This window comes from Geodermatophilus sp. SYSU D01186 (genome assembly GCF_054050215.1).
On record NZ_JBJGYW010000002.1, the window covers coordinates 198,733 to 220,036 of the forward strand.

The following is a 21,304-nucleotide window of genomic DNA, read 5'->3' on the forward strand; positions in this document are numbered from 1 at the left end:
CCCCGTGACGGTGTGGGTGCCGCCCGGAGAACCGGGCCCGGCCGACGACGAGCCCTACACGGGGCCGCCGCCGACCGGGCCCTACGGGGCGCCGCCCTACGTGCCGGGTGCGCTGCACGGCGTGCACTCCCTGCCGGCCACCGGAGCGTGGGCGGGGCCGGTGGCCTGGCCGCTGGGCCCGGTGCCCCTGCAGCCGGGCCCGCACTCCGTGCCGCCACCGGGCCTGCCGCCGGGCCTGCGGTTCGAGCCGCCGCCGGGTACCCCGCCGCACGACGTCCCCGTGCCCTACCTGCGCGCCATGCGCTCGAGGGACTGGCGCTGGTGGCGTCCGCTGCTGGGCCTGCTGCTCATCACCGTCGTCTACACGGTCGCGGCCACCGTCGTGGTGCTCGCCGCGTACGTCACCGGGGCGTTCCCCGACCTGCAGCTGCTCGACCTGGTCGACCCCGGCGTCCTGCTGATCACCAACCTGTCGCTGATCGTGGCCATCCCGATCGTGTGGCTGGCCTGGGTGGCGGCGCACGGCATGAGGCCGGGCTGGTCGTCGTCGGTGCTGGCCCGGCTGCGCTGGCGGCTGCTCCTGCCCTGGACGCTGCTGACCCTCCCCACCCTGGGCGCCGGCATCCTGGTCACCCTGCTGCTGGGGTTCCTGCTGGAGGGCGGCGAGGTCACCGGCCCGTCGTCGTCCTACGTCTGGCTCGTGCTCGTCGTGGTCCTCACCACGCCGCTGCAGTCGGCGGCCGAGGAGTACGTGTTCCGCGGCTACCTCAGCCAGGCGATCGCCGGCTGGATCAGGTCCCCGCGGGCCGGTGCGGTCGTCGCGGGGGTGGTCACCGCGGCGCTGTTCTCCGCCGCGCACGCGCCGCCGGACGTGTGGAGCTTCCTCGACCGGTTCGCGTTCGGGCTGGCCGCCTCCGCCGTGGTGTGGCTGACCGGCGGGCTGGAGGCGGCGATCGTGCTCCACGCGGTCAACAACGTGCTGGTCTTCCTGCTGGCCGGCGGGCTGGGGGAGGGGGTCACCACCGACGCGGTCCCGGCGGGCACCGGTGTCCTGGTGGTCGCGGTGGACGTGCTGGCCATGGCGGCCTACGTGGCGCTCGTGGCCCGTGCCCGGCGGCGGCTGCAGCCGGAGACGGTCACCGACGCCCGGGACCTGCGACGACCGTCACCCTGGGGGGTGCCGGAACCGGCTCAGGGCATCGGGTATGGTGTTGTCCAGCGCCGCGAGGCGCAGCACGGCCCTTGGGGTATGGGGTAATTGGCAGCCCGACGGTTTCTGGTTCCGTTAGTCTAGGTTCGAGTCCTGGTACCCCAGCGAGGAAGTCCTGTTCCTCCAGCACCACCGCAGTACCGCACGGCCCCGTCGTCTAGCGGCCCAGGACGCCGCCCTCTCACGGCGGTAGCGAGGGTTCGAATCCCTTCGGGGCTACAGCAGGGGAGAGCCCCCGGCCTTCCGGCCGGGGGCTCTCCTCGTTCCCGGCACCGGGTGGCCGCCCGATCCGGGCCAGGACTAGCGTCTGCTCGCCGTTCACGGACAGTGACGGGCGGCAGGAGGGCGGGAGCGCACGTGATCCGGACGAGTCGGCGGCTGGCCGACGGCCGCGAGATCCTCTACTTCGACGCCGACGGCGCGGCCCCCGCGCGGACGGCCGAGGACCCGCGCGACCTCCCGGCGGTGAGCACCCGCTCGCAGCTGCGGTGGGACCCGCTGCTCGGCGAGTGGGTCGTCCTGGCCTCGCACCGGCAGACCCGCACCTTCCTGCCGCCGGCCGACCAGTGCCCCCTGTGCCCGGCCCGCCCCGGCCGTCCCCCGACGGAGGTGCCGGAGGCCGACTACCAGGTGGTGGTCTTCGAGAACCGGTTCCCGTCGCTGGCCACCGGCGTCGAGCGCGACGTCCCGCCGGCGGCGCCCGGTGCCCCGCTGACCGAGCTGCGCCCGGGTTTCGGCCGCTGCGAGGTCGTCGTCTTCACCAGCGAGCACGACCGCTCCTTCGCGACCCTGGACGCCGCTCGGGCCCGGCTCGTGGTCGACGTCTGGGCCGAGCGCACCGCGGAGCTGTCCGGCATCGAGGGCGTGGCGCAGGTCTACGTCTTCGAGAACTCCGGCGAGGAGATCGGGGTGACGCTGTCCCACCCGCACGGGCAGATCTACGCCTACCCGTTCGTGACCCCGCGCGTGGAGAAGCTGCTGGCCTCCGTCGGACGACACCGCGCGCAGACCGGCGGGGACCTGTTCGCCGACGTCCTGGCCGCCGAGCGCTCCGGGCCCCGCGTGGTGGCCGCCAACGAGCACTGGACGGCGTTCGTCCCGGCCGCGGCCCGCTGGCCCTACGAGCTCCAGCTCTTCCCGCACCGCCGGGTGCCGGACCTCCCGGCCCTCACCGGCGAGGAGCGCGACGCGCTGGCCGCGGTCTACCTCGACGTCCTCGGCCGGTTCGCCCGCCGCTTCGACACCCCGATGCCCTACATCGCCTCCTGGAACCAGGCGCCGGTGGGCCGGGGGCGGGAGGACTGGTGGCTGCACCTGCAGCTGTTCTCGCTGCGCCGCGCCCCGGGCAAGCTGAAGTACCTCGCGGGCTCGGAGTCGGGGATGGGCGCGTTCATCAGCGACACGACACCGGAGGACGTGGCCGAGCAGCTGCGGAACGTGCCGTGAGCGCCGCCGAGCGGGCCCGCCGGGCCTTCGCCGAGGCGTTCGGGGGCGAGCCGGAGGGGGTGTGGGCCGCCCCCGGCCGCGTCAACGTGATCGGGGAGCACACCGACTACAACGAGGGCTTCGTGCTGCCGGTCGCGCTGCCGCACACCACCCGCGCCGCCGTGGCCCGGCGGGACGACGGCGTGGTCGCCCTGGTCTCGCTGCAGCACCCGGGGGACCGGGTCGAGGTGGCCGTCGCCGAGCTGGCCCCGGGCCGGCCCGGCGGCTGGGCGGGGTACCCGGCCGGTGTCGTGCACGCGCTGCGCGACCGCGTTCCCGGCGGCGTGAGCGTGCTGGTCGACGGCGACGTCCCGTCCGGCATGGGCCTGTCCTCGTCAGCGGCGCTCTCCTGCTCGGTGGCCCTGGCGCTGCGCGACCTCGCGGCACCCGACCTGGCCGTCGCCGACCTGGTGGACGTCGCGCGGCGGGCCGAGAACGACTTCGTCGGGGCGCCCACGGGCATCCTCGACCAGTCCGCGTCCTTGCTGTGCACGGCGGGCAACGCGCTGTTCCTCGACACCCGCGACCGCCGCAGCGAGCAGGTGCCGCTGGACCTCGCGGCCGCCGGCCTGGAGCTGCTGGTCGTTGACACGGGCACCACCCACGACCACGCCACCGGCGGCTACGGCGACCGGCGCCGCGAGTGCGAGCAGGCCGCCGAGCGGCTCGGGGTGGCGGCGCTGCGCGACGTCCCGGACGTCGCCGCGCTGGCCCCCCTGGACGACGGCACCCACGAGGGCGACGTGCTGCTGCGCCGGGCCCGGCACATCGTCACCGAGAACGCGCGGGTGCTGGAGGTCGTGGACGTCCTGCGCGGGGCCGGGCGGCCGGAGGCGATCGGCCCGGTGCTGACCGCCGGCCACGCCTCGCTGCGCGACGACTTCCAGATCTCCACCGCCGAGCTGGACACCGCCGTGGCCACCGCGCTGGAGGCCGGGGCCGCGGGCGCCCGGATGGTCGGCGGCGGGTTCGGCGGGAGCGCGATCGTGCTGGTCGACGCCGCGCGGACCGCCGGGACCGTGGCGGCGATCACTGGTCGTTTCGCCGCGGAGGGGTACAGGGCGCCGCGGACCTTCGCCGTCACTCCTGCTGCGGGAGCCCGCCGGCTCGCCTGACACCCTCCTGCATCCACCGCGCGCCGTCCCGCCGCGATCACGGGCTCGGTGCACGCGACTCGCGACGACGCACCGTCGGAGCCGGCGACAGTCCCATGATCAACGCCGGAGGGGCGGCGCGTACGGGCGGCTCAGCGGGCGGCGCGGGAGATCGCGCCGGCCGCCTCGAGCACGGCGCCGACGATCTCCGGCGAGGGACGCCGGCCCAGCCGCTCGACCGGCCCGGAGATGGACACCGCCCCGAGCACCCCGCCGGCGGCGTCCCGCACCGGCGCCGACAGCGACGCCACCCCCGGCTCGCGCTCGGCGACGCTGTGCGCCCAGCCTCGCCGGCGGACGTCGAGCAGCGTGCGGGCGGTGAAGCTGGCCGCCGGCAGGAGCGGGGTGACCTCGTCGGCCGGGGCGAAGGCGAGCAGGGCGTGCGCGGCGGAGCCCGCGGTCATCGGCAGCCGCGACCCGACCGGCACCGTGTCGCGCAGGCCGTGGGCCCGCTCGGCGGCGGCCAGGCACACCCGCGAGGCGCCGTCGCGCACGTAGAACTGCGCGCTCTCCCCGCTGGCGTCGCGCAGGGTCACCAGGTGCCGGCCGGCGATCTCGGCGAGGTCGGCGGTGCCGCGGCCCAGCTCGGCGAGCCCGGGACCGGGCGCCCACGCCCCGACCGAGGTGCGGCGGACCAGGCGGTGCCCCTCGAGGGCGACGGCCAGCCGGTGCGCGGTCGCCCGGGGCAGGCCGGTGCGCTCGACCAGTTCGGCGAGGGTCGCGGGCTCGGCCGCGACGGCGCGGAGGATGGCCACTGCTTTGTCCAGCACGGCAACGGGGTTAGGCTGTCCCACACAGCAATACTCGCATCCCACACCATGGGATGGCCAGCAGGCCGCCGTGCGAGATCCGTACCCAGGAGGGACCAGCCGTGCCGAAGACCCTGGCGGAGAAGGTCTACGACGCCCACGTCGTGCGCAGCGCCGCCGGCGAGCCGGACCTGCTCTTCATCGACCTGCACCTCGTCCACGAGGTCACCAGCCCCCAGGCCTTCGACGGGCTGCGGGCGGCCGGTCGCGCGGTCCGCCGTCCGGACCTCACGATGGCCACCGAGGACCACAACGTCCCGACGCTGGACATCCTCAAGCCGATCGCCGACCCGGTCAGCCGCGCGCAGGTCGAGGCGCTGCGCCGCAACGCCGCCGAGTTCGGCATCCGGCTGGCCCCGATGGGCGACCGCGACCAGGGCATCGTGCACGTCATCGGCCCGCAGCTGGGACTCACCCAGCCGGGCATGACCATCGTCTGCGGCGACAGCCACACCTCCACGCACGGCGCGTTCGGCGCGCTGGCCTTCGGCATCGGCACCAGCGAGGTCGAGCACGTGCTGGCCACGCAGACGCTGCCGCAGTACCGGCCCAAGCAGATGGCGGTCACCGTCGACGGCGAGCTGCCCCCGGGCGTCAGCGCCAAGGACGTCATCCTCGCCGTCATCGCCCAGATCGGCACCGGCGGCGGGCAGGGCCACGTCATCGAGTACCGCGGCAGCGCCATCGAGAAGCTGTCGATGGAGGCCCGGATGACGATCTGCAACATGTCGATCGAGGCCGGCGCCAAGGCGGGCCTGATCGCCCCCGACCAGACCACCTTCGACTTCCTGAAGGGCCGCCCGCACGCCCCGCAGGGCGCCGACTGGGACGCCGCGGTCGAGTACTGGACGACGCTGCGCACCGACGAGGACGCCGTCTTCGACCGCGAGGTGCACATCGACGCGGCGTCCCTGACGCCGTTCGTCACGTGGGGCACCAACCCGGGGCAGGGCCTGCCGATCTCGGCCAGCGTGCCCGACCCGGCGCAGATCGCCGACGAGAACGACCGCCGCGACGCCGAGGGCGCGCTGGCCTACATGGGCCTGACGCCGGGCACGCCGCTGCGCGAGATCGAGGTCGACACCGTCTTCCTCGGCTCCTGCACCAACGGCCGGATCGAGGACCTCCGGGTCGCCGCCGAGCTGCTCCGCGGCCGGCACATCGACGCCAGCACCCGGATGCTCGTCGTCCCCGGGTCCGTGGCGGTCAAGGCGCAGGCCGAGGCCGAGGGCCTGGACCAGGTCTTCACCGAGGCCGGCGCCGAGTGGCGCGGCGCGGGGTGCTCGATGTGCCTGGGCATGAACCCCGACCAGCTCAAGCCGGGGGAGCGCTCGGCGTCCACCAGCAACCGCAACTTCCAGGGCCGGCAGGGCAAGGGCGGGCGCACCCACCTGGTCAGCCCGGCCGTCGCCGCGGCCACCGCGCTGACCGGCAAGCTCACCGCTCCGGCCGACCTGGACGACGCCGACCTCGAGACGGTCTGACCACCCGCCCCGCCGCCCCGACAGGAAGTCTGACCACGATGGACGCCTTCACCACGCACACCGGCACCGCCGCCCCGCTGCGGCGGACCAACGTCGACACCGACCAGATCATCCCGGCCGAGTACCTCAAGCGGATCACCCGCACCGGCTTCGAGGACGGCCTGTTCGTCTCCTGGCGCACCAACGAGCCGGACTTCGTGCTCAACAAGCCGGAGTACGCCGACGCCTCGGTCCTCGTCGCCGGCCCGGACTTCGGCACCGGCTCCTCCCGCGAGCACGCCGTCTGGGCGCTCATGGACGGCGGCTTCCGCGTGGTCATCAGCTCGCGGTTCGCCGACATCTTCCGCAACAACTCGACCAAGGCCGGGCTGCTCACCGTGCTGCTGCCGCAGGCCGACGTCGAGGCGCTGTGGACGGCGGTCGAGGCCGACCCCACCCTCGAGGTGACCGTCGACCTGCAGGCCAAGGAGGTCCGCTACGCGGGCGTCACCGTGCCGTTCGAGATCGACGACTACACCCGCTGGCGGCTGCTGGAGGGCCTGGACGACGTCGGGCTCACCGAGCGGCACCTGGCCGACATCGAGGCCTACGAGGCCGGGCGTCAGCCCTGGCTGCCCACGGCGCTCCCGGCCCTGCCCGCCTGAACCGGCCGCGACCCCGGCGCACCCTCGGGTGTGCCGGGGTCGTCGGACTTCTCGGGGTCGAGGTCGCGGTAGTAGTCCGCCGCCAGCGCGCCCGGCCGGCCGCCGAGGGCCCACACGCTGCCCTTGGCCGCCGGGGGCCACAGCGCTCCCGCCACCCCGGCCCAGCGCACCCCCAGGCTCATCAGCACCGACGGGATCGCCCCGCCCTGGCTGCACACGACCGTCACGCCGGGCGTCTCGCGCGGTTCCAGCAGCCGCTCGACGACGGCCAGCCCGGCCTGCGGGTCGGCGTCGTACTCCTCCTCGCCGAGCTCCGGCAGGTCCTCGACCGCCAGCCCCAGCCGCTCGGCCAGCGGCTCCACGGTCTGCCGGCAGCGGGTGCGCCGCGCCGTGAGCACCGCCGTCGGCGCGAACAGCGGCAGCACCTCGGCCAGCCGGCGCGCCTGCCGGCGTCCCTTGCCCTCCAGCGGGCGCTCCTCGTCGGGGCCGTCCCAGTCCGCCCGGCTCCCGGCCTTGGCGTGCCGGACCAGCAGCAGGGTCGGCTCCCGCGGGACGCCGGTGCGGCCGAGGTCGGCGAGGACCGCCCGGTCGGCCTCGTGGCTGACCAGCGCGGCGGCCTCGTCCAGCGGCAGCCAGCGCAGCCGGTCCACCTCGCGGTTGGGCGTGAACTCCCCACCGACCACCCGCATCAGCCACCAGTCGACCCGCTTGGGACCCTCGGCGACCTCGTACTCGGTGCGCACGCTGCGGCGGCCGGCGACGACGGACAGGCCGGTCTCCTCGACCACCTCCCGGACGGCGGCGCTGAGCGCGTGCTCCCCGGCGTCCAGCTTCCCCTTGGGCAGCGACCAGTCGTCGTACTTCGGCCGGTGCACCACGGCCGTCTCGATCCCGCCGTCGGCGGCCGGCCGCCACAGCGCGCCGCCCGCGGCCCGGATGACCATCAGGCCTCCCCGGTCGCGTGCGCGACGACCTGCTCCATGAGCCCGACCTGGTAGTCCCGCCCCTCCCGGCGGGTCCAGGCGGCATCGGCGCCGAGCTCCCAGCAGCGCACGTCGTCGGCCATCGCCTGGTCGAAGACGTTCCCCAGCAGCCGCTGCGCGTGCTCGTCGCAGACCTGGAGCAGCACCTCCACGCGGCGGTCGAGGTTGCGGTGCATGAGGTCGGCGCTGCCGATCCACCACTCGCCCTCGCCGCCGTTGCGGAAGTTCATCACCCGCGAGTGCTCGAGGAAGCGGCCGACGATGGAGCGCACCCGGACGTTCTCGGACAGCCCGGGCACACCGGGGCGCAGCGAGCAGATGCCGCGGACGAACAGCTCCACCGGCACACCCGCGATGGAGGCCTCGTACAACGCGTCGATGATCCGCTCGTCGACCAGCGAGTTCATCTTGAACCGGATGCCGGCCGGTCTGCCCTCGGCGGCGTGGCGGGCCTCCCGGCGGATCCGCTCGATCAGGCCGGCACGCACCCCGTGCGGCGCGACCATGAGCCGGCGGTAGGTCGTCTGCCGCGAGTAGCCGGTGAGGGTGTTGAACAGGTCGGTGAGGTCGGCGCCCACCCGCGGGTCGGCGGTGAGGATGCCGAGGTCCTCGTAGAGGCGCGCGGTCTTCGGGTTGTAGTTGCCCGTGCCGATGTGGCAGTACCGGCGGATGACGCTGCCCTCGCGGCGCACCACCAGCGCCGTCTTGCAGTGGGTCTTCAGCCCGACCAGCCCGTAGACCACGTGGCAGCCGGCCCGCTCCAGCGACCGGGCCCAGCTGATGTTGGCCTCCTCGTCGAAGCGCGCCTTGATCTCCACGAGGACGACGACCTGCTTGCCGGCCTCGGCCGCGTCGATGAGGGCGTTGACGATCGGGGAGTCGCCGGAGGTGCGGTACAGCGTCTGCTTGATCGCCAGCACGTTCGGGTCCGCGGCGGCCTGCTCGATGAAGCGCTGCACGCTGGTGGCGAACGAGTGGTACGGGTGGTGCACCAGGACGTCGCCCTCGCGCAGCGTGGCGAAGACGCTCTTCGGTGTCTCGCCCTCCGACAGCCGCGGGTGGGTGGCCGGCACGAACGGGTCGTCCTTGAGCTCGGGCCGGTCCAGGTCGTACAGGGCGAACAACGCGGCCAGGTCGAGCAGGCCGGGCACCCGGACGACGTCCTCCTTGTCGACCTCCAGCTCGTTGATGAGGACCTGCAGGATCCGCGGGTCCATGGACTCGGCGACCTCCAGGCGCACCGCCGGGCCGAACCGGCGGCGGGCGAGCTCGCGCTCCAGGGCCTGCAGGAGGTCCTCGTCGCGGTCCTCCTCCACCTCCAGGTCGGCGTTGCGGGTGACCCGGAACAGGTGGTGGTCGAGCACGTCGAGGCCGGGGAACAGCTGCGGGAGGTGCGCGGCGATGAGGTCCTCCAGCGGGAGGAAGACCGCCTCGGACGCCGTCCCGGACGGGTCGACCGGCACGAACCGGGGCACGTTGTTGGGCACCTTGAGCCGCGCGAAGCGGGGGCCGCCGGTCTCGGGGTCGCGCACGGAGACGGCGAGGTTGAGCGAGAGCCCGCTGATGTAGGGGAACGGGTGCGCGGGGTCGACCGCCAGCGGGGTGAGCACCGGGAAGACCTGGTCGCGGAAGTAGTCGCGCAGCCGCGCGGTCTCGGCGTCGCCCAGCTCGTCCCAGTGCACGATCCGGATCCCCGCCTCCTCCAGCCGCGAGGTGATGTCCTTGGTGAAGACCTCGCCGTGCCGGTGCACCAGCTCCCGGGTCCGCTCGGTCACGCGGGCCAGTTGCTCGCGGATGGTCAGCCCGTCGGGGGAGCGCACGGTCAGCCCCGTGCTCTGCCGGCGCTTCAGACCGGCGATGCGCACCATGTAGAACTCGTCGAGGTTGCTGGCGAAGATCGCCAGGAACTTCACCCGCTCCAGCAGGGGCAGGGCGTCGTCCTCGGCCAGTTCGAGCACCCGGGCGTTGAAGTCCAGCCACGACAGCTCGCGGTTGAGGAACCGGTCGGCCGGCAGAGCGGGTCGGGGAGTCGCCACGTGGCCATCGTGCCGTAGCCAGGTGAACAGCGGGTGCCGCTCACCCGACCGCCAGACCGCCCCCTGCCACCAGCGCCGCCGTGTGCCGGCCGACACCGAGGGCCACGGCGGCACGCAGATCGCCGGCGGTGTCCACGTCGCGGGAGAGCCCTGGCCAGGGACCGGCCAGCTGCACCGCCCCGCCCTCCCGGTGCCGGGCCGCGGACCCGGCCCCGAACGCCGGGGCGAGGTCGACGCCGGCCGCGGTCAGCAGGGTCGTCCCGGTGCCCTGGGCGTCGGCGACGAAGCAGCGCGGGGCGGTCCCCGCCGCGGTGAGGGCGGCGGTGAGCTCCTCGGGGCGCAGCGCGGGCAGGTCGGAGGAGAGCGCGGCGACGGCGCCCGCGCCGGTGGCGCGAGCACCGTGGGCCAGGGCCGGGTTCAGCCCGCGGTCGGGCTCGTCGGGGACGGTCCGGGCGCCGAGCGCGGTGACGACGGCGGTGGCGTCGGGGTCGTCGGTGACCACGAGGACGTCGGCGACCGCGGCGGCGGCCAGCGCGGCGCTGACGGTGTCGGCCAGCAGCGCCAGCACCAGCCGGGTGTGGGCGGCGCCCGGGAGCCCGGCGGGACCACCGGTGAGCGGGGTCAGCCGGGTCTTGGCGACGGTCAGCCGCTTCGCCGGGACGACGACCGACCAGGGGGGCACGGCCACAATGTGAGCACACCGGGCAGCGGCCGGTGGTGGGCCCGTGCGGGGCGTGCCGGGACCCCGGTGGAGCGCGGGGACGGGCGCAGGCCCGATCATGGACGCAGATCACATCCCGTGCGGCGAGTGCGCGGGAGCAGCAGGAGGGAGGCACCGGTGAGCCACGACCGGTTCCCGGAGGCCGGGACCGCGCGCCGAGCGCCGTCCCGGTGGCGCACCCGGAAGCCCCTCCCGCCGGCGCTGTGGCTGTGCGTCGTCGCCGTGTACCCGGTGACCGCGCTGGTGTTCCGGCTGCGGTACCGCCACGCGGAGCGCTTCCCCCGCACCGGGCCGGTGCTGGTGGTGGCCAACCACGTGTCGGTCGTCGACCCCCTCGCCTGCGCCCGGCTGGTCTGGGACTGCGGCCGGGTGCCGCACTTCCTGGCGAAGTCGTCGGTGTTCAAGGGGCCGGGCGGGCGGATCCTGCGCGCGGCCGGGCAGATCCCGGTGGCCCGCGGCTCGGCCGACGCCCGCACGTCGCTGTCGGCGGCCGAGGCCGACCTCGCCGCGGGCAACGTCGTCGTGATCTACCCGGAGGGCTCGGTCACCCGGGACCCCGACTGGTGGCCGATGGAGGCCCGCACCGGGGTGGCGCGGCTGGCGCTGACCACCGACGCCGTGGTGCTCCCGGTGGCGCAGTGGGGCCCGCAGCGCCTGCACGACTACCACGCCAAGAAGCTGCACCTGCGGCTGCGCGTGCCGGCGGAGTACCTGGTCGGCGAGCCGGTCGACCTCGCCGACCTCCGCGCCGAGGTGCGCGCCGGCCGGCCCGTGACCGGGGAGCTCCTGCGCGAGGTCACCGACCGGATGATGGGCGCCGTCCGCGACCAGCTGGCCGAGGTGCGCGGGGAGCCCGCGCCCACGGCGTTCTTCGCGCCCCGCCCTCGGCGCACCCTCCCCGGTGACGCGCCGGAGAGCGCCGCGTGAGCGGGTCCGTGCCGGGCCGGGGCGGCGCCCGTGCGGCGGTCCTGGGCGCCGGCTCGTGGGGGACCACCTTCGCCAAGGTGCTGGCCGACGCCGGCTGCGCGGTCACGCTGCACGCCCGGCGTCCGGAGCTGGCCCGGGCGATCAGCGAGACGCGGGAGAACCCCGACTACCTGCCCGGCATCCCGCTGCCGGAGCGGCTGCGCGCCACCACCGATCCGGCCGAGGCCCTGGACGGCGCGGAGATCGTCGTCCTCGCCGTCCCCTCCCAGTCGTTGCGGGACAACCTCACCGAGTGGGCGCCCCTGCTGCCGGCCGACGCGGTGCTGCTGTCGCTGATGAAGGGGATCGAGCTGGGCAGCACCAAGCGGATGAGCCAGGTGATCTGCGAGATCACCGGCGCCGGCGCCGAACGGGTGGCGGCGCTGTCGGGCCCCAACCTGGCGCGGGAGATCGCCGAGGAGCAGCCGGCGGCGACCGTCATCGCCTGTCCCGACCAGGAGCGGGCCGCACAGGTGCAGGCCGCCTGCCACACCCCCTACTTCCGGCCCTACACCAACCGCGACCTCGTCGGCTGCGAGCTTGGCGGGGCGGTGAAGAACGTCATCGCCCTGGCCTGCGGCATCACCGAGGGCATGGGCTTCGGCGACAACACCCGGGCCTCGCTGATCACCCGCGGCCTGGCCGAGACCGCCCGGCTGGGTGCGGCCCTCGGCGCGGAGCTGACGACCTTCGCCGGGCTCGCCGGGCTGGGCGACCTGGTGGCCACCTGCAGCTCGCCGCTGTCGCGCAACCGCACCTTCGGGGAGAAGCTCGGTCGCGGGATGACGCTGGAGGAGGTCCAGCAGACCACCCGGCAGGTCGCCGAGGGCGTCAAGAGCTGCCGGCCGGTGCTCGACCTGGCCCGGGCGCACGGGGTGGAGATGCCGCTCACCGAGGCCGTCGTCCGGGTCTGCCACGAGGGCGTCCCCGCGGCGCAGATGGTGAAGGAGATCATGTCCAGGGAAGCGAAGCACGAGTGAGCGACGGGACGCCCGGCCGAGCACGAGTGAGCGAGCGCTCCTGGGGCGACGGCACCCGGTCGGTGCGGGCGGGGGAGGCGGCGCCGGTGCCGGGCGCCCCGCTGCGGCCCTCCCCGGTGTTCGCCGCGCCGTACCACCTGGGCGACCAGCCGCCCCGTGCCGGCGGCGCCGACGCCTACGCCCGCACCGAGCACCCGACGCTGCGGGTGTTCGAGGAGGCGGTCGGCGAGCTGGACGGCGGCCGGTGCCTGTCCTTCGCCACCGGCATGGCCGCGATCAGCGCCGCGGTGCTGGCCACCGCCCGGGCGGGGGACCGCGTCGTGCTGCCCTCGGACGGCTACTACACGACCCGCCTGCTCGCCCGCGAGGAGCTGGAGCGCTTCGGCGTCCGGGTGGAGTACGTGCCCACGCCGGAGATCGAGGCCGTCGCCGCGCGCGGGGACCTCGACGGCGCCCGGCTGGTGCTGCTGGAGACCCCCAGCAACCCGCAGTTGGACGTCTGCGACATCGCCGCGGTCGCCCGGGCCACCCGGGCGGCCGGGGCCGTGCTCGCCGTCGACAACACCACCGCCACCCCGCTGGGGCAGCGGCCGCTGGAGCTCGGCGCCGACCTCACCGTCGGCAGCGACACCAAGGCGCTGACCGGCCACAGCGACCTCCTGCTCGGCCACGTCAGCACCACCGACGACGAGCTGTACGCGCGGGTCAAGGCCTTCCGCGACCACACCGGCGGCACGCCCGGCCCGTTCGAGGCGTGGCTCGGGCACCGCTCGATGAGCACCCTCGACCTGCGGCTGGCCCGCCAGGCACAGACCGCCGCGGCGGTCGCCGACCTGCTGGCCGGCCACCCCGCGGTGACCGGCGTCCGGTGGCCGTGGCGGGCGGGAGACCCCTCCGCCGCGCTCGCCGCCCGGCAGATGCTGCGGCCCAACGGGGTGGTCTCCGCCGAGCTGGCCGACGAGGCCGCGGTCGGCCGGCTGCTGGCCGCCACCCGGCTGTGGGCGGCGGCGACCAGCTTCGGCGGGGTGCACAGCACGATCGACCGGCGGGCGCAGTGGGGTGGCGACGCCGTGCCCGGCGGCTTCGTCCGCTTCTCCTGCGGCATCGAGGACACCGCCGACGTGGTCGCCGACCTGACCGCGGCGCTCGACACCCTGTGAGCCGGACGACGCTCGAGCGCGTGCTCGGCGCAGGGGAGGTCCTCCGCCGCGGCCGGGACACCGACTACCTCGGGCTGGCCTGGCACCCGGGGGAGCCGCACCGGGTCCGCCGCGAGCTCGTCGGCTCCACCTGGGAGCCGCCGCGCACCGGCGTCCGGCCGGTGGCGTGCCTGGCCCACGTCACCGACGTGCAGCTGGCCGACGTCTGCTCGCCGGCCCGCTTCGAGTTCTTCAACGGCCACTTCACCGACCCGCGGATGCGCGCGCTGGTGCCCATGCACCGGCCGCAGGAGGCGATCACCGCGCACGCGATCGACGCGCTCGTCCGCACCCTCAACGGGCTGTCCGGCGGCCCGCGGACCGGGCACCCGGTGCAGGTCGTGGTCACCACCGGCGACGCCATCGACAACGCCCAGTGGAACGAGCTCGCGCTCTTCCTGGACATCCTGAACGGCGGGGCGGTGTCCCCGGGGGCGGGGCTGACCGCCTACGACGGGGTCCAGGCGTCGGGCTGGCCGCACGACCTGTTCTGGCGGCCGGAGTGCGACGGCGGGGGAGAGCCGGACCTCTACCGGTCGCGGCACGGCTTCCCCGACCGTCCCGGCCTGCTCGCCGCGGCGTTCGCGTCGTTCCGGGCCGAGGGGCTGCGGCTGCCGTGGCTGGGCTGCCACGGCAACCACGAGGCCCTCATCCAGGGCGTCGGGGTGCCCACGCCGGCGCTGCAGGACCTCCTGCTCGCCGACCGCAAGCCCGTCGAGTTCGCCTCCGACGTGCCCCTGGACGACGCGTTGCGGCTGTTCACGCACTCCTCGGAGGTCTTCACCACCGCCGGCGCCCGCACCGTCACCCCGCTGGCCGCGCGCCGGTTCATCGACCGCGGGGACTTCGTCGCCGCCCACCTCGCCGACGGCGGGGAGCCGGCCGGGCACGGGTTCACCGAGGCCAACGTCCGGGACGGGACGGCGTACTACGCCTGGGACGGCCTGCCCGGCATCCGGGTGGTCTGCCTGGACACCACGCGGGTCACCGGCGGCGGCGACGGCTCGATCGACGCCGTCCAGGGCCGCTGGCTGGCCGAGCGGCTGCGCGAGGTCTCCTCGGTGGTCGTCGAGCCCGACGGCACGCGGGTGGCCACGGGCAACGCCGACCGGCTGGTGGTGGTCATCTCCCACCACGGCTTCTCGACGCTGACGCGGGAGGACCCGCTGCACCCCCGGCCCGGTACGGAGGCCGACCTCCTCGGGGGGCCGGAGCTGGTCGGCCTGCTGCACCGGTACCCGAACGTCGTCCTGTGGCTCAACGGGCACACCCACGTCAGCGAGGTGCGGCCGTGGGCGCACCCGGAGGAGGCCGGCCGCGGGTTCTGGGAGGTCACCACCTGCGCGGTCGTCGACTGGCCCGGTCAGGCGCGCCTGGTCGAGTTCGTCGACAACGGCGACGGCACGCTGTCGCTGGTCTGCACGATGGTCGACCACGACAGCCCGGCGCGGCCGCCGGACCCGCTGGACCCGGCGGCGCGGGAGCCGGCCGCGCTGGCGTCCCTGCACCGCGAGCTGTCGGCCAACGTGCCGTGGGCCGGGCTCTCCGCGGGCCTGGCCGGCCGCCCGGAGGACCGCAACGTGGAACTGGTGCTGCGCTCGCCGCTGCTGCGCTGAGCGACGTCAGGCGCTGTGTCCTCGCTCGGCTCCCGCGCCCTGGTCCGCTCCGCGCTCGCCGGCGCTCGCTGCCGTGCTCCCAGGGTCGTCAGCCGACGGGGGTGAGGCCCGCGGCCCGGTCCTCGCGCCGCCGGCGGTGGGCGGCCCGCGCGGTCAGCCAGCCGCTGACGGCCACGTAGTAGACGAGGTAGGCCAGCGAGAGGACGACGACCACCGGGTGCGGGTCGGGCACCTGCACCAGGAGGACGGCGTAGGTGACCAGCCAGACCGCGGTCAGCGCCAGGCTCAGCGCCTGCAGGGCCTGGGTGCGCGAGGGGTAGAGGTAGCGCACCGGGACGAAGACCAGCACCGAGCACACGACCAGGACCGTGGCGATCGTGCCCGGCCCGAGCTCCAGCACGATCGCGTAGAAGGCCACCACGTTCCAGTAGCTGGGGAAGCCCAGGAAGGTGTGGTCGTCGGTCTTCGCGTCGACCCGGCAGAACTGGTAGCTCGAGGCCAGCAGCGGCAGCGCGGCCACGATCCAGCCGAGGGCGCCGTCCGGCAGCGAGCCGGTGGTCCACAGCAGCACGACCGGGGCGAACGCGTAGGTCAGGTAGTCGACGATGTCGTCCAGCCGCGCCCCGTCGAACCAGGGGATCGTCTCCTTGACCCGCATCCGGCGGGCCAGCATCCCGTCTGTGCCGTCGACGACGAGGGCGGCCAGGCCCAGCCACAGCGCCGTGACCGCGTCGCCGTCGAAGGCGGCCAGCACGATGAGCAGCGCCAGCACGGTGCCGCTGGCGGTGTAGAGGTGCACCGCGGCACCGGCCAGGCGCAGCGCCCGCGGGTGGGACCGGGACGGCCCGTGCTCGCCGGCCGTCGTCCCGGTCGAGTCCCCGCCCGAGGCGGCGGCCAGGTTCTCGTGCATGGTGTGTCGAGGCTCCCACACCGCCCGCCGGGCGGCGCCGTGGAGGGCGGTGTCCGCCGGTCGCCGGGGCGCGTGCGGGGCGCTCCACTAGTGTCGGCCGCGATGAGCGGACAGGCCGGCAAGCTGCGCGTCGGGGTCGTCTTCGGCGGCCGCAGCGCGGAACACTCCATCTCCTGCGTCTCGGCCGGGAGCGTCCTCGCGGCGCTGGACCCGGACCGGTACGACGTGGTCCCCGTCGGCATCACGCGGGACGGCGGGTGGGTGCTGACCGACCCCGCGCTGCGGCTGGCGATCGTGGACGGCGTGCTGCCGGAGGTCACCGGCGGGACGGCGGTGACCCTCGTCGGCGACCCCGCGGGCCGGGGCCTGGTACGGCTGGACGGCGACGGGCCCCGCATCGAGCTGGACGTCGTCTTCCCGGTGCTGCACGGCGCCTACGGCGAGGACGGCACCATCCAGGGCCTGCTGGAGATGAGCGGGATCCCCTACGTCGGCTCGGGCGTCTTCGCCAGCGCGGCGTCGATGGACAAGGAGTTCACCAAGAAGCTGCTGGCCGCCGCCGGGCTGCCGCAGGGGGACCACGTGGTGCTCCGCGACGCCGCCGGCGCGCTGTCGGCGGACCCGGCGCTGCTCGACGAGGCCACCCGCGAGCGGCTCGGCCTGCCGGTCTTCGTGAAGCCCTCCCGGGCCGGCTCCAGCATCGGGATCAGCCGGGTCACCGACTGGACGCAGTTCCCCGAGGCGGTGGCCACCGCGGCCGCGGTCGACGCGAAGGTGGTCGTGGAGGCCGCCGTCCCGGGCCGCGAGATCGAGTGCGGCGTCCTGGCCGGGCCCGACGGCGGGCCACCCGAGGCGAGCCTGCCGGCCGAGATCCGGCTGCGGCCGGGCACCGACTGGTACGACTTCACGGCCAAGTACCTGGCCGACGCCGCCGAGTTCGACGTCCCGGCCGGCCTCACGCCCGAGCAGACCCGCGCCGTGCGCGAGGCCGCCTGCCGGGCCTACCTGGCGATGGACTGCCAGGGCCTGGCCCGGGTCGACTTCTTCCTCGGCGCCGGCCCCGACGGCGCCGAGCGGCTGGTCGTCAACGAGGTGAACACGATGCCGGGCTTCACGCCCATCTCGATGTTCCCGCGGATGTGGGCGGCGACCGGCGTCGACTTCGCCCAGCTGGTGGACCGCCTCGTCGGGGCCGCGCTGGCCGCGGCCCGGACGGCGGCCCCGGCGCTGGACGGCGGCGCGCGGGCGTGACCCTCCCGGTGCCGGCCCGTCTGGGCGGGACGGCGCTGCTGCTGGGACTGCTGCCCGCGGCCCTCACCGGCTGCACCAGCACCGTCGACGGGGAACCCACCGCCGCGCCCGCGGATCCCACCCCGGCCTCGCCGGAGGAGCTGGAGGCGCTGGTCGTCACGACGGTGCCCTCGGGGCTGCCGCGGGTGCCCGACGAGGACCTCTCACCGCCCGCCGGGGAGAAGTCGGCCCGCGACGTCGCCGCCTACTCACTCGACCCGGGCCGGGAGGCCGAGGTGCTCCGGGACTACGGCTACCGCTACGGCTGGGAGCGGTTCTGGAGCAACGGGCAGGGGCCGGTGACCAGCGTGTTCGTCGACCAGTTCGACACCCGCGCCGGCGCCGGCGACTACGCCCGCGACCTCGCGGAGAACGAGGCGGAGCTCTACGACAGCGTGCTGCGTGAGGACCCGCCGCACCTGCCCGGGGGCTGCCGGCTCCTGACGGTGGAGGAGGCCGACCCGGCCCGGGGCCTGTCCGGGCCCGCCGCCTTCGCCTGGTGCGGGCACGGGGTGTTCAGCGTCGGGGCCAGCGCGGTCGCCGAGTCGGTGACGGCGGCCTCGGCGGAGGTGCACGCCGTGCTGGCCGAGCAGCTGGACCGGCTGCCGCCGCCCTGAGCGGTCAGGGCCGGCGGATCGGGAGGGTGTCCCCGATGACCGGGCCGAGGGCGGTGACCGGCGCGCTGTCGGTGTCGGCGCTGACGGTCACCTGCACGTAGACCGGGCGGTCGACGGCGGTCCAGACGACGGAGTCGGGGTCGCTGGTGTCGACGAGCCAGTTGACGCCGTTGATCTGGATCAGCGGGGACGTCGGTTCCAGCCCCGCGGGGCGGTCGACGCCGCAGACCAGCACGATCGGCGGCTCGCCCCAGGCGTAGGCGTACGGGGTGTCCGACTGCACGGCCCGGGACGGCTCGCCGGCGAGCTCCAGCGGCAGCGCGGCCATGAGCGCGGGGCACGAGGCGTCGGCCTCCGGGGTCACCGGGGGTACCTCCACCGGCAGCGGCGGGAGGGTCGCCCGGCCCGGGCCGGGGGTGCCCTCGACCTCGGCGACGCCCTGGCCGCCGTCGTCCGCCGTGCCGTCGCCGAGGACACGGGTGAGCACGGCGACCGCGACGACCAGTGGCACGACCACGGCGGTGACCAGCAGCGCGATCCGCCGCAGCGGGTCGTCGGGGCGGGTGCGTGCCGGAGCCGGGGTCTCCTCGGAGGCCGCCCCGTCAGGGGCGGTCTCGCGAGGCGGGGGGTTCTCGGTCAGGGCGCTCAGATGTTGACGACGGGGCAGGTCAGGGTGCGGGTGATCCCGTCGACCGACTGCACGCGGGCCACCACGAGGCGGCCGAGCTCGTCGACGGTCTCGGCCTCGGCGCGCACGATCACGTCGTAGGGACCCGTGACGTCCTCGGCCTTGGTCACGCCGGAGATCTGGCTGATCGTCGTGGCGACCTGGGCGGCCTTGCCGACTTCGGTCTGGATGAGGATGTAGGCGTGGACCACGGGAGACCTTTCCTCGGGCAGCGCTGCCGGTGCGGCGTCCGCGCCGGTGGGCGGACAGTTCGGCAACCTACCTCAGCGGTGGAGGGTGACCGGTGACTCGCCCTCGTCCACTGGTGCCCCGGGAGGACCCGGCGGACAGCGTGCGGGTGGTCGGCGAGTTCGGCGTCATCGCCCGGGTGCTCGCCCGCGCCGGGGCCGCACGGGTCGCCGAGGTCGGGCCGGGGGACGACGCGGCGGTGCTGCGGGCCCCCGACGGGCGGGTCGTGGCCACCACCGACGTGCTCGTGGAGGGCCGCCACTTCCGGCGGGACTGGTCCTCGGCCGAGGACGTCGGCCACAAGGCGGCGGCGGCCAACCTGGCCGACGTCGCGGCGATGGGGGGCGTGGCCACCGCGCTGCTGGTCGGGCTGGCCTGCCCCCCGGACACCTCGACCGCGTGGCTGGAGGGGGTCGCCGCCGGGCTGGCCGAGGAGTGCGCCCCGCTGGGAGCGGCCGTCGTCGGTGGTGACACCGTCTCGGCCGCACCGGACAGCGGCGCCGTCGTCCTGTCGGTGACCGCCCTGGGCGACCTCGGCGGGCGGGCGCCGGTGCTGCGCTCGGGGGCGCGGCCGGGCGACGTCCTGGCGCTGGCCGGGCGGCTGGGGTGGTCGGCCTGCGGGCTGGCCGTCCTGCGGCGCGGTTTCACCAGCCCGGTGGCGGCGGTGGCCGCGCACCGGCGCCCGGCGCCGCCGTACGCGGCCGGGCCCGCCGCCGCCGAGGCCGGGGCGACGGCGATGTGCGACGTCAGCGACGGTCTGCTCGCCGATGCCGGGCACCTGGCGCACGACAGCGGCGTCGTCGTCGACCTGGACCGCGCCGCGCTGGTCCGGGCCACCCTGGAACCGGCCGGGCCGCTGCAGCAGGTGGCCGCGGCGCTCGGCGGCGACCCGCTGGCGTGGGTGCTCACCGGCGGGGAGGACCACGCCCTGATCGCCACCTTCCCCGCCGGCACCGCGCTGCCCGGCGGCTGGACGGCGATCGGCACGGTGCGGGCGGCGACCGGCGGCGGCCCCGGCGTCCGGGTGGACGGCGAGGCCGCGGCGGCGGTGGCCGAGGCCCTCGGCGCGGAGGGGGTCGGTCATGTCCACTTCCGCTGAGCTGCGACTGCGGGCCGTGGGCTACGACGACCCGGTGGCCCGCGCGCTGGTGGAGCGCGTCCAGCAGGAGTACGTGGCCCGCTACGGCGGACCCGACGAGGCCCGTGTCGACCCGGCCGAGTTCGCGCCGCCGGCCGGGCTGTTCCTCGTCGCGGAGGTCGACGGCGTCCCGGCCGGCTGCGGCGCGTGGCGGGTGCACGCCGACGGCGTCGTGGAGGTCAAGCGGGTCTACGTGGAGCCGGCGTTCCGGCGGCGCGGGCTCGCCCAGACGCTGATGGCCGAGCTGGAACGGAGCGCGGCGGCCGCCGGGCACCGTGCGGTGGTGCTCAACACGGGCAACCGGCAGCCCGAGGCGCTGGCCCTGTACGCCGCCCTGGGGTACACCCCCGTGGCCGGGTACGGCATCTACGCCGACGCGCCCGGGGCGGTGTTCCTCGGCAAGGGACTCACACGAGCGGACGAGGAGGAGCCGGCATGGGGATCGGGATCGCGGGGGTCGTGACGATCTCGGCCTCGTACGGGGCCGGGGGAGCGGAGGTCGGGCCGGCGGTGGCCGAGCGCCTGGGGCTGGTGTTCCACGACCGGGCCATCCCGGCGCAGGTCGCCGGGCGGCTGGGCGTGCCGCTGTGCGACGCGGAGGCCAACGACGAGAAGGTCGCCCGCGGGCTGTGGCGGATCGTGGCGTCGCTGGGCACGATGCCCGACCCGGTCGGCGGGATCGTCCCGATGACCCCGCAGCCGGACGAGCGGGCCTTCCGGCAGCAGACCGAGCGGGTCGTGTGCGAGATCGCCGACGGCCCCGGGGGCGTGGTGCTGGGCCGGGCGGCCGCGCTGGTGCTCCGGGACCGCCCGCACGCGCTGCACGTGCGCCTGGACGGCCCGCCCGAGCGCCGGCTGGCGGCCGCGGTCGCGCGCAGTGGGCGACCGGTCGAGGAGGTGCGGCGGGAGCTGGAGGCCAACGACGCGGCCCGGGAGGGGTACGTGCGGCACTTCTACCGCTGCGACCCCGCCGCGGCCCGGCACTACCACCTGGTCGTCGACTCCACGGCCCTGTCGCTGGACACGGTGGTCGACTTGGTCGTCACGGCCGCCCACGCCCGCGGACTGTGACCTGCGAGCGCTCCTGCGGTGTCCTGCCTGCCCTTGCGGGTCTGCACGACCGCAGGAGCAGGAGGGACACCGCAG

Annotated in this window: 21 protein-coding genes and 2 tRNA genes; 16 read left to right on the top strand and 7 right to left on the bottom strand. The window is 75.6% G+C overall.

Translation table 11 applies throughout. The features are described 5' to 3' along the window. The first annotated feature begins 4 nt into the window (after positions 1 to 4). From ACI784_RS02360 to galK, 5 genes are all read left to right on the top strand, one after another. The gene (locus ACI784_RS02360) at positions 5 to 1,258 is read left to right on the top strand and encodes a CPBP family intramembrane glutamic endopeptidase (RefSeq protein WP_457012415.1); all 1,254 of its coding nucleotides are present in this window, start codon (positions 5 to 7) and stop codon (positions 1,256 to 1,258) included. Further along, a tRNA-Gln gene (locus ACI784_RS02365) sits at positions 1,244 to 1,315 on the top strand. The genes ACI784_RS02360 and ACI784_RS02365 overlap by 15 nt, the downstream gene beginning before the upstream one ends. Positions 1,316 to 1,356: 41 nt before the next feature. After that, positions 1,357 to 1,429 (top strand) — tRNA-Glu (locus ACI784_RS02370). A 138-nt stretch (positions 1,430 to 1,567) separates the two neighbouring features. Next, the gene (gene galT, locus ACI784_RS02375) at positions 1,568 to 2,656 is read left to right on the top strand and encodes a galactose-1-phosphate uridylyltransferase (protein ID WP_457012416.1); all 1,089 of its coding nucleotides are present in this window, start codon (positions 1,568 to 1,570) and stop codon (positions 2,654 to 2,656) included. Beyond that, positions 2,653 to 3,810: a galactokinase gene (gene galK, locus ACI784_RS02380; protein WP_457012417.1), complete on the top strand. Its 1,158-nt coding sequence runs from the start codon at positions 2,653 to 2,655 to the stop codon at positions 3,808 to 3,810. The genes galT and galK overlap by 4 nt, the downstream gene beginning before the upstream one ends. 131 nt (positions 3,811 to 3,941) lie before the next feature. Here the strand turns inward: galK and ACI784_RS02385 are convergent, their stop codons facing one another. After that, positions 3,942 to 4,619, bottom strand: coding sequence for an IclR family transcriptional regulator (locus tag ACI784_RS02385; protein WP_456922169.1), 678 nt, complete (start codon positions 4,617 to 4,619; stop codon positions 3,942 to 3,944). 101 nt (positions 4,620 to 4,720) lie between these two features. Here ACI784_RS02385 and leuC point away from each other — a divergent pair, with 101 nt between their 5' ends. Together leuC and leuD are read left to right on the top strand one after the other, a co-directional pair. Beyond that, positions 4,721 to 6,142 carry a 3-isopropylmalate dehydratase large subunit gene (gene leuC, locus ACI784_RS02390; protein WP_456922168.1) on the top strand — a complete coding sequence of 474 codons (1,422 nt, stop codon included), beginning with the start codon at positions 4,721 to 4,723 and terminating at the stop codon, positions 6,140 to 6,142. A 38-nt stretch (positions 6,143 to 6,180) separates the two neighbouring features. Continuing rightward, positions 6,181 to 6,786: a 3-isopropylmalate dehydratase small subunit gene (gene leuD, locus ACI784_RS02395; RefSeq protein WP_456922167.1), complete on the top strand. Its 606-nt coding sequence runs from the start codon at positions 6,181 to 6,183 to the stop codon at positions 6,784 to 6,786. On the opposite strand, the gene ACI784_RS02400 is transcribed toward leuD, so the two are convergent. From ACI784_RS02400 to cofC, 3 genes are read right to left on the bottom strand one after another with little or no spacing between them, the layout of a single operon-like run. Continuing rightward, a complete protein-coding gene (locus tag ACI784_RS02400) occupies positions 6,744 to 7,730 on the bottom strand; it encodes an NUDIX hydrolase (RefSeq protein ID WP_456922166.1) in 987 nt (328 codons plus the stop codon). The genes leuD and ACI784_RS02400 overlap by 43 nt on opposite strands. Continuing rightward, a complete protein-coding gene (locus tag ACI784_RS02405) occupies positions 7,730 to 9,805 on the bottom strand; it encodes an RNA degradosome polyphosphate kinase (RefSeq protein WP_456922165.1) in 2,076 nt (691 codons plus the stop codon). Before ACI784_RS02405 ends, ACI784_RS02400 begins: the two co-directional genes overlap by 1 nt. Before the next feature lie 40 nt (positions 9,806 to 9,845). Then, positions 9,846 to 10,487, bottom strand: a complete 642-nt coding sequence (cofC, locus tag ACI784_RS02410; RefSeq protein WP_456922164.1) for a 2-phospho-L-lactate guanylyltransferase — start codon at positions 10,485 to 10,487, stop codon at positions 9,846 to 9,848. Positions 10,488 to 10,643: 156 nt separating this feature from the next. On the opposite strand from cofC, the gene ACI784_RS02415 reads away from it, so the two are divergent. From ACI784_RS02415 to ACI784_RS02430, 4 genes are read left to right on the top strand one after another with little or no spacing between them, the layout of a single operon-like run. Beyond that, positions 10,644 to 11,453, top strand: a complete 810-nt coding sequence (locus tag ACI784_RS02415) for a lysophospholipid acyltransferase family protein (protein WP_457012418.1) — start codon at positions 10,644 to 10,646, stop codon at positions 11,451 to 11,453. Then, the gene (locus tag ACI784_RS02420; RefSeq protein ID WP_456922162.1) at positions 11,450 to 12,472 is read left to right on the top strand and encodes an NAD(P)H-dependent glycerol-3-phosphate dehydrogenase; all 1,023 of its coding nucleotides are present in this window, start codon (positions 11,450 to 11,452) and stop codon (positions 12,470 to 12,472) included. The genes ACI784_RS02415 and ACI784_RS02420 overlap by 4 nt, the downstream gene beginning before the upstream one ends. Before the next feature lie 26 nt (positions 12,473 to 12,498). Beyond that, positions 12,499 to 13,632, top strand: coding sequence for a cystathionine gamma-lyase (locus ACI784_RS02425; protein ID WP_457012419.1), 1,134 nt, complete (start codon positions 12,499 to 12,501; stop codon positions 13,630 to 13,632). A gap of 20 nt (positions 13,633 to 13,652) precedes the next feature. Continuing rightward, entirely contained in the window at positions 13,653 to 15,287 is a 1,635-nt protein-coding gene (locus ACI784_RS02430) for a TIGR03767 family metallophosphoesterase (RefSeq protein WP_456922160.1), read from the top strand. Positions 15,288 to 15,375: 88 nt separating this feature from the next. On the opposite strand, the gene ACI784_RS02435 is transcribed toward ACI784_RS02430, so the two are convergent. Further along, positions 15,376 to 16,197, bottom strand: a complete 822-nt coding sequence (locus ACI784_RS02435) for a CDP-alcohol phosphatidyltransferase family protein (protein WP_457012420.1) — start codon at positions 16,195 to 16,197, stop codon at positions 15,376 to 15,378. A 102-nt stretch (positions 16,198 to 16,299) separates the two neighbouring features. Here ACI784_RS02435 and ACI784_RS02440 point away from each other — a divergent pair, with 102 nt between their 5' ends. Both ACI784_RS02440 and ACI784_RS02445 read left to right on the top strand, forming a co-directional pair. Continuing rightward, positions 16,300 to 17,448 carry a D-alanine--D-alanine ligase family protein gene (locus ACI784_RS02440; protein WP_457012421.1) on the top strand — a complete coding sequence of 383 codons (1,149 nt, stop codon included), beginning with the start codon at positions 16,300 to 16,302 and terminating at the stop codon, positions 17,446 to 17,448. Further along, positions 17,445 to 18,104 carry a hypothetical protein gene (locus ACI784_RS02445; RefSeq protein WP_457012422.1) on the top strand — a complete coding sequence of 220 codons (660 nt, stop codon included), beginning with the start codon at positions 17,445 to 17,447 and terminating at the stop codon, positions 18,102 to 18,104. The genes ACI784_RS02440 and ACI784_RS02445 overlap by 4 nt, the downstream gene beginning before the upstream one ends. A 4-nt stretch (positions 18,105 to 18,108) precedes the next feature. Here ACI784_RS02445 and ACI784_RS02450 read toward each other — a convergent pair whose 3' ends face one another. Together ACI784_RS02450 and ACI784_RS02455 are read right to left on the bottom strand one after the other, a co-directional pair. Beyond that, positions 18,109 to 18,621, bottom strand: coding sequence for a DUF3515 domain-containing protein (locus ACI784_RS02450; RefSeq protein ID WP_456922156.1), 513 nt, complete (start codon positions 18,619 to 18,621; stop codon positions 18,109 to 18,111). A 128-nt stretch (positions 18,622 to 18,749) separates the two neighbouring features. Beyond that, a complete protein-coding gene (locus ACI784_RS02455; RefSeq protein WP_456850141.1) occupies positions 18,750 to 18,983 on the bottom strand; it encodes an Lrp/AsnC ligand binding domain-containing protein in 234 nt (77 codons plus the stop codon). 92 nt (positions 18,984 to 19,075) lie between these two features. On the opposite strand from ACI784_RS02455, the gene ACI784_RS02460 reads away from it, so the two are divergent. From ACI784_RS02460 to ACI784_RS02470, 3 genes are read left to right on the top strand one after another with little or no spacing between them, the layout of a single operon-like run. Beyond that, positions 19,076 to 20,119 carry a thiamine-phosphate kinase gene (locus ACI784_RS02460; RefSeq protein WP_456922155.1) on the top strand — a complete coding sequence of 348 codons (1,044 nt, stop codon included), beginning with the start codon at positions 19,076 to 19,078 and terminating at the stop codon, positions 20,117 to 20,119. Next, a complete protein-coding gene (locus ACI784_RS02465; RefSeq protein ID WP_457012423.1) occupies positions 20,103 to 20,621 on the top strand; it encodes a GNAT family N-acetyltransferase in 519 nt (172 codons plus the stop codon). Before ACI784_RS02460 ends, ACI784_RS02465 begins: the two co-directional genes overlap by 17 nt. Further along, positions 20,594 to 21,229, top strand: a complete 636-nt coding sequence (locus ACI784_RS02470; protein ID WP_456922153.1) for a cytidylate kinase-like family protein — start codon at positions 20,594 to 20,596, stop codon at positions 21,227 to 21,229. Before ACI784_RS02465 ends, ACI784_RS02470 begins: the two co-directional genes overlap by 28 nt. Positions 21,230 to 21,304 lie beyond the last annotated feature (75 nt).